This window comes from Sinomonas sp. (assembly GCF_051955515.1).
Taxonomy (GTDB): Bacteria; Actinomycetota; Actinomycetes; order Actinomycetales; family Micrococcaceae; genus Sinomonas.
This window is the reverse complement of sequence record NZ_JBQCGQ010000087.1, coordinates 1-6129: the sequence shown is the minus strand read 5'-3', so window position 1 is coordinate 6129 and position 6129 is coordinate 1. Positions and strand designations below refer to the sequence as shown.

Sequence of the window (6129 nt, the reverse complement as noted above, 5' to 3'; positions counted from 1 at the left end):
CGGCGTCTGCCGCGGACTTGGCCTGCTCGGCGGCGCGGGCCGCGTCGTCGGCGGCGCGTGCTGCCTCGTCGGCCTGTTCGTGGAGCTGCTTCGAGGCCTCCGCCGCCTGTTGGGCGGAGCTGAAGGCCTCGGCGCGGCGCGTGTTGATCGATTGGAGGGCGGCGGCGCGGTCCAGAACGGCGCCAGCGTCGTCGGCGACGAAGGCCTGGACGCTTGGGTTGATGCCTCCGCTTCGATAGAGCTCGGCGGCGAGGTTGCCGACCTGCTCACGGGCCGCGCGGTCCGCTGCGGCGGCAGCATCGGCGGCCGCGCGAGACTTCTCAGCCTCGGAGCGGCGGTCTCCGAGCGTCACGAGGGCCATGCTGTACGCATCGTTCGCGCGCATGGCATCCGCCGTGCTGCGCCCTAGGGCGTCCTGCGCGGTCGAGATCAGGCCTTCAACTCGCGTCACCTCGGACGCCGTCGCGTCGGCGTTCGCCTTGGCGGCGTTGATCTCCTCGGGAGTGGGGATCCCCGAATCATCCGCAGTGGCAGGCGCCGCGGCCAGGGTGAGCACGAGCCCAGCTGCCGCGAACGCAGCTCCCCAGCCCGTCGCGGCCGACTTCACACGCTTCTCCATGCACACCTCGTAGCCTCAGCGTTTCCCCGCCTGAGGCTACGGACCTAGCGTCACAATTGCAACACTAGTCACAGACGTAGCATAAACAACACCAGTGTCATTAAGCGGATCTTGGAAGTCCTCGGCGTGTCCTCGCGTGGCGCCGCTAGCCCCAGCCGAGTTCGTGGAGCCTCGCGTCGCTGATGCCGAAGTGGTGGGCGACCTCGTGGACTACCGTCACCAGGACCTCCTGCACCACCTCCTCGCGGCTCGAGCACATCTCGAGGATGGGCTCGCGGAAGATCGTGATCCGATCTGGGAGCGAACCGGCGTACCACTGGTCGCGCTCGGTCAACGGGATGCCCTCGTAGAGCCCGAGCAGCACGGTGCGGGGATCCTCGTGGGGGCCCGGGACGTGGCGGTCCTCGATGAAGACGACCACGTTGTCCATGTGGGAGGCGAGCCTTCGCGGGATCCGGGCGAGCGCGGCGTCGACCGCTTCCTCGAACTCGTCCTCATCCATCCAGTCGTGGGCCATGGCGCCACTGTAGCCACGCGATTTGTGGGCCGCCGCACGCACCCCGTATAGTTTTCTGCGTCAACTTCGACTGGGATGCTCCGCAAGGGGAGTCCCGTGAGGTTCTCAGGCCCCCATCGTCTAGCGGCCTAGGACACCGCCCTTTCACGGCGGCGGCACGGGTTCGAATCCCGTTGGGGGTACTGGATCTGGTTTGGGCAGGACCTGCGGGTCTGCTAGGATTTAGATCTTGTGAGCGAGGGAAGCCTCGGACATTGCAAGGCCCTGTAGCGCAGTTGGTTAGCGCGCCGCCCTGTCACGGCGGAGGTCGCGGGTTCAAGTCCCGTCAGGGTCGCTTCGGCGACATGGCTCCGGTCAGGTTGCCAACGGTGATTGACTCACCGGGGCTCTGTAGCTCAGTTGGTAGAGCGTTCGACTGAAAATCGAAAGGTCACCGGATCGACGCCGGTCGGAGCCACCACGGAAACCCCGCACCACGAGGTGCGGGGTTTCGTGTTTTCGCAGGTCAGGGGCGGTTTCTATGGTCTCCTCTGGCTCGACGGCGCGCCGCCTCTCCCCTCACAGCCGGGGGACCTCGCGTTTTTGGGCCATAACGGGGCCATTAAGGGCTGCATCGAGCACGCTGCCGGCACGGCGCGCGACCCCTTCGCGGGCGCGGGAATAGCGTTCGGTGACCTGGAGGCTGGAGTGCCCGAGCACGGCCTGGACGTCGGGGGCGGAGGCTCCGGCGTCGAAGAGGATGGTCGCGAAGGTGTGCCGCAGGTCGTGTACCCGCAGGTCCGGACTCCCGAGTGCGATGCGGATCTTCTCCCAGTCCACGGCGCGGCGGAGGTTCCTGGCGGTGAGGCGTCCGCCGTCGGGGCCGGAGAACAGCAGCTCGTCTGGCCCCTTGCCCTTCATTGCCTCGACCACATGGGGGCGGAGGGCCTGGATGATGGGCACCACGCGGTCCTTGTGGCTCTTGGGGCTCTGCTCGATCAGCTCCCCGTGCGGGCCTTGGGAGAAGCTGCGGCTGATGTGCGGCGCGGCCAGAGGATTCTCTGTGCCCGGAGCGGGCGGATGCGTCGTGCCCCCTGCTGCAGTCCGCTGACGAATGCGAGTGATGATCTGGTCCCCGGTGGACTCACGGTACGCTGAGGCGTGGGCGGCGATAACACTCCTGGCCGGCTTGATGCAACCGTCAACGAGCTAGGACGCAACTCTCGGCTTCTCCCCAGGGAACTCCCATGCAGGGCAACGTCAACTCAGAGGATCAGGGCCGCCCAGGAGCCGACTCGCCTGCGCCGGGCCGCGCCGCAGCTCCGCCCCGACGCGGCCTTCGCCTTCCTTGACCGAGGCGCGGGCCGGGCTGAACCTTGACGTACGCGCCCACGGGGCTCTGGCAGGCCTCCGCGGCAACATGGGCGGCAGGTGGGGTTTCGGTGGTACCGGCTGCCGCACTGTCGGCAGGAAGAAGGCCAGCGGATGAACCTCGATGTCCTCACGGTGATCATCGCCCTCGGCGGAATAGCCACGGGGGTCGGCGCGATCTGGGCCGCGGTCGTCGCGCGGCGCCAGCTTGAGGCCCAGGCGGAGTTCATCGAAGAGCAGAATGCCTTCGCGAGGCGCCAGACAGAGCTGACAGAGCAGAGCGTGATCGCGCAGCAGCAATCGCTCCAGCAACACGATGAGCGTGACCGCATCAGGCTGGAGGTCACGGTGATGTCCCAGCTCTGGGAGGAATGGACGAGCCCGACTTATGTGAGGTACCGGCGTGCGAGCTTCCAATACGCCGCCGACCACTGTCTGGAAGGCGGAGAGCTGCGCGAGTCACAGTACATCGACGGGGCCACCCGGGCGCTCTTCAATTTCTTCACCGAGCTGGGGTACCTGACCCGAAGCGGGGTGCTGCGGGCGGAGAGGGTCCTCGACCTCCACCAGGAAGCCGTCCGCCACGGATGGGCGCTGTGGAAGCCGGCAGTCGCACGCGAACGCGAGATGTGGTCCGACCCGGCCCGCTATGCGGACTTCGAGTACCTCTACGGGCTGGCGGTGAAGCACCGCAACCGCGGCGAGCCCACCCGCGAAGAGCTGCTGCTCTTCGTCCAGAAGCAGGGCCAGACAGAGGCGGAGATGCTCGCCGCCGCAGAACTCCCCATGCAGGGACAGGAGGCACAGCCCCGCCAGACGCCTGCAGTCGCAGGCGATGGAAGTCAAAACCCGCAGAGCCCACGCGGAAGCGCCGGACGGCTGTAGCCGAGGTCGAAAGAGGGCGGCACGGCCAATGCCTAGCCATCCCCGGCTCGGATCCGACGTCGCCTGCCTGGGATAGAGCACCGGCGCGACCCAGGCCTCGACGAGGAGATGCTCGCTCCGAGAACATGCTGTCGCACGCGCTGACTTGGGGGCGGGGCAATTGTGCAGACAGACTCTGCACAAATGCCGTTCACCTCCGGACGGCGCTGGCGAGGCATCGCCCGGGCGGTCGGGGCATCTCGGTAGGGTGGATCCATGCCCCAGATCGAGCCCGACCTGCCGGGTGGCTACGCCGAAGTCCTCGCCTCGGTGAAGGAGCAGGTGCGTGCGGCGCAGAACCGTGTGCGGCGCGTGGTCAACGCGGCCATGCTCGAGCTGTACTGGGGCATCGGCCGGACGATCCTCCAGCGTCAGGCTGTCGAGGCGTGGGGGAGCAAGGTCCTGGATCGCCTGGCCGCGGACCTGCGCGCCGAGTTCCCCGACATGCGGGGCTTCTCGCGCCGGAACCTCTTCTACATGAGGGCGTTCGCCGCAGCGTGGGACTGGCCGGAGTCAATCGTGCAAAGCAGCTTTGCACAATTGCCGTGGGGCCACATCATCGAACTCCTCAAGCTCAAGGATCCGGCGCTCAGGGACTGGTATGCCGCCAGGGCGGCTGAGCACGGATGGAAGCTCCCCGTCCTGGAGCACCAGATCCAGACCAAGCTCCACACTCGGATCGGCATGGCACCGAACAACCTCGAGGCACGCCTGCCGGGGGAGGGGTCGGTGCTCGCGGACGAGGTGGCGAAGGACCCGCTCGTCCTGGACTTCCTTGGACTGACCAAGGAGGCCGAGGAACTTGCCATCGAGGAGGCGATGACCCTGCGGATGTCGCAGACGCTGGCGGAGTTCGGCCGGGGCTTCGCCTTCTATGGACGGCAGTACCACCTCGATCTGGACGGGGAGGACTTCTACATAGACCTGCTCCTGGTCCATGTGCCGACCAATCGGTTCGTCGTGGTCGAGCTCAAGGCCGGCAAATTCAGGCCAGAGCACCTCGGACAGCTGAATTTTTACGTCGCAGCAGTCGACGGCATGGTGAAATTCCCCGGCATGGCACCCACGGTCGGCATTCTGGTCTGCGGATCCAAGCACGAGCCAACGGTCCGGTACGCGCTCGAGGGATCCTCGCAGCCCATCGCGGTCTCCTCGTACACCTACGACACCCTCCCTGCAGAGGAGAGGGCGGCCCTGCCGTCACCGCAGGCGATCAGCGCTGCCCTGGAGCAGGGCACCGTCGCGGGAATGGAATGAACCCGCCGCAACCCTTGGCAGCAGTGTCCTTCGTTCGGGGGATGGGGTAGCCGATTCATCCACGACACCTCGAGAACGTGTCGATCTCAGTCCTCACGGACGAGGGAGCGGTTCAGGGTGGAGCGGTGGACGCCGAGGCGCCGGGCGAAACGCGACTTGGGGACGCCGGCGGCGATCTGCTCGCGCTCGTCGTCGGAAGCGAGGACGCTAGATACAACCACAAGGAAGTACTGCGCAAAGACCTGGAGGCCAGCCAAAGGGACGCCCAAGGGGCGGAATAAGGGATCTCTGTGGTTGACGGCCAGGGCCTTGACACCGAGCTGACCTAGGCAACTTCTCCTCTGGCCTTCGGCCACTGTAGGGCACAATCTATGCGCTGTGCGTATCGCAGTAGTGGATTGATTGCATTGGACGTCTAGTTAGCACGCCTCTTACATTCGTGGGAGCGGTACAGCCGTTGATTTGCTTCACCGCACACCCATCAGTCAGAGCGCAAAGGAGCGCAGGAGCCATGACTACAACTTTCGGCACTCGGGGTCTGGTGTGACCGCCGGGACGTCAGGGCCGCGGACCTCGGTCAAGCGGGAGTGGGCTGGCGGAGGCGGTCGGACGGCCTTCGCTGCGGCGTTCGCCTACGGCGCGGGTCCCGTACTGATGCTGACGACGGCGAGTGTCTTCATCAAGCCGACGATCGCGGCCACAGGCTGGACGACTACTGAGGTGCTGATCTCTCCATGGCTCTCGTTGATGTTCGGCGTCTTCTCCGTCATCGCGGGCCGCATCGCCGACCGCCGCGGGGTCAAACTGACCGCCGGCGTCGGCCTCGCTTTCTACACCGTTCTGCTGGTGGTCTTCGCGATCATTCCTTCGAACCTGTTCCTCTTCTACGCGGTGGCCGCCTTCATCGGCTTCTTCGGATCATTCGGCTACCTTGTGGTGCTCAACCGGGCAATCGTCCCGTGGTTCGAGAAGAGCATCGGAACGGCGTTCGGCCTCGTCGGCGCAGGCGGAACCCTGATGCCGTTCGCCGGGGTGCCGCTTGTGAGCTGGGCGGTCTACTCCTGGGGATGGCACACCGGCTACCTCGTCCTCGCGGCCTTCTCCTTGGTCATCGCAATCCCGGCCGTGATCCTCGGCATCGTGAAGCCGAGGCCCGGCGAGGGTGTCCAGACAGCAGGGGAAAGGGGCGATGCAGGACCGGGCACCGCGCACGAGGTCCCGCTCGATGGCGACACCCGGACGGTCCGCGACGTGCTGAAGATGCCGAGATTCTGGGCGCTCATGCTGGCAAACCTGTTCGTGGCCGGCGCGGCCAACGCGTTCCTCTCGAACATGGCGCCCATCCTGCTCGACGGTGGCCTAGGAGTCGTGGCGGCGACGGTGATCACGAGTGTGTTCAGCGTCGGCGCCGTGGCGGGCCGCCTCGGCGGCGGTTTCCTGCTGGACGTCGTATCCAGGTACA

At 66.4% G+C, this 6129-nt stretch carries 6 protein-coding genes, 3 tRNA genes and 1 pseudogene; 6 read left to right on the top strand and 4 right to left on the bottom strand.

From position 1 onward, the window contains the following. Together ACTHL9_RS05080 and ACTHL9_RS05075 are read right to left on the bottom strand one after the other, a co-directional pair. Positions 1-619: pseudogene (locus ACTHL9_RS05080) on the bottom strand (C40 family peptidase); the annotation flags it as partial. A 145-nt stretch (positions 620-764) separates the two neighbouring features. Further along, positions 765-1136, bottom strand: coding sequence for a metallopeptidase family protein (locus ACTHL9_RS05075; RefSeq protein WP_440517762.1), 372 nt, complete (start codon positions 1134-1136; stop codon positions 765-767). Positions 1137-1245: 109 nt separating this feature from the next. On the opposite strand from ACTHL9_RS05075, the gene ACTHL9_RS05070 reads away from it, so the two are divergent. From ACTHL9_RS05070 to ACTHL9_RS05060, 3 genes are all read left to right on the top strand, one after another. Further along, a tRNA-Glu gene (locus tag ACTHL9_RS05070) sits at positions 1246-1318 on the top strand. A gap of 78 nt (positions 1319-1396) precedes the next feature. Next, a tRNA-Asp gene (locus ACTHL9_RS05065) sits at positions 1397-1470 on the top strand. 50 nt (positions 1471-1520) lie between these two features. Then, positions 1521-1596, top strand: a tRNA-Phe gene (locus tag ACTHL9_RS05060). Between the two features lie 98 nt (positions 1597-1694). Here ACTHL9_RS05060 and ACTHL9_RS05055 read toward each other — a convergent pair. Then, complete coding sequence (locus tag ACTHL9_RS05055; RefSeq protein ID WP_440517763.1) at positions 1695-2114, bottom strand: tyrosine-type recombinase/integrase; 420 nt, start codon at positions 2112-2114, stop codon at positions 1695-1697. Between the two features lie 486 nt (positions 2115-2600). Between ACTHL9_RS05055 and ACTHL9_RS05050 the strand changes: the two genes are divergently transcribed. Both ACTHL9_RS05050 and ACTHL9_RS05045 read left to right on the top strand, forming a co-directional pair. Beyond that, positions 2601-3371 (top strand): hypothetical protein, encoded by a 771-nt coding sequence (locus ACTHL9_RS05050; RefSeq protein WP_440517760.1) that lies wholly within the window; start codon positions 2601-2603, stop codon positions 3369-3371. Positions 3372-3626: 255 nt separating this feature from the next. Continuing rightward, entirely contained in the window at positions 3627-4667 is a 1041-nt protein-coding gene (locus ACTHL9_RS05045) for a PDDEXK nuclease domain-containing protein (protein ID WP_440517758.1), read from the top strand. An 86-nt stretch (positions 4668-4753) separates the two neighbouring features. Here ACTHL9_RS05045 and ACTHL9_RS05040 read toward each other — a convergent pair whose 3' ends face one another. Further along, the gene (locus tag ACTHL9_RS05040; protein ID WP_440517756.1) at positions 4754-4924 is read right to left on the bottom strand and encodes a hypothetical protein; all 171 of its coding nucleotides are present in this window, start codon (positions 4922-4924) and stop codon (positions 4754-4756) included. 286 nt (positions 4925-5210) lie between these two features. Here ACTHL9_RS05040 and ACTHL9_RS05035 point away from each other — a divergent pair. Continuing rightward, on the top strand, positions 5211-6129 hold a 919-nt coding region (locus ACTHL9_RS05035), incomplete at its 3' end, for an MFS transporter (RefSeq protein ID WP_440517754.1).

Coding starts and splice junctions, on each gene's coding strand:
- ACTHL9_RS05075 (WP_440517762.1), bottom strand. CDS start 1,136: ATGGCCCACGACTGGATGGATGAGGACGAGTTCGAGGAAGCGGTCGAC.
- ACTHL9_RS05050 (WP_440517760.1), top strand. CDS start 2,601: ATGAACCTCGATGTCCTCACGGTGATCATCGCCCTCGGCGGAATAGCC.
- ACTHL9_RS05045 (WP_440517758.1), top strand. CDS start 3,627: ATGCCCCAGATCGAGCCCGACCTGCCGGGTGGCTACGCCGAAGTCCTC.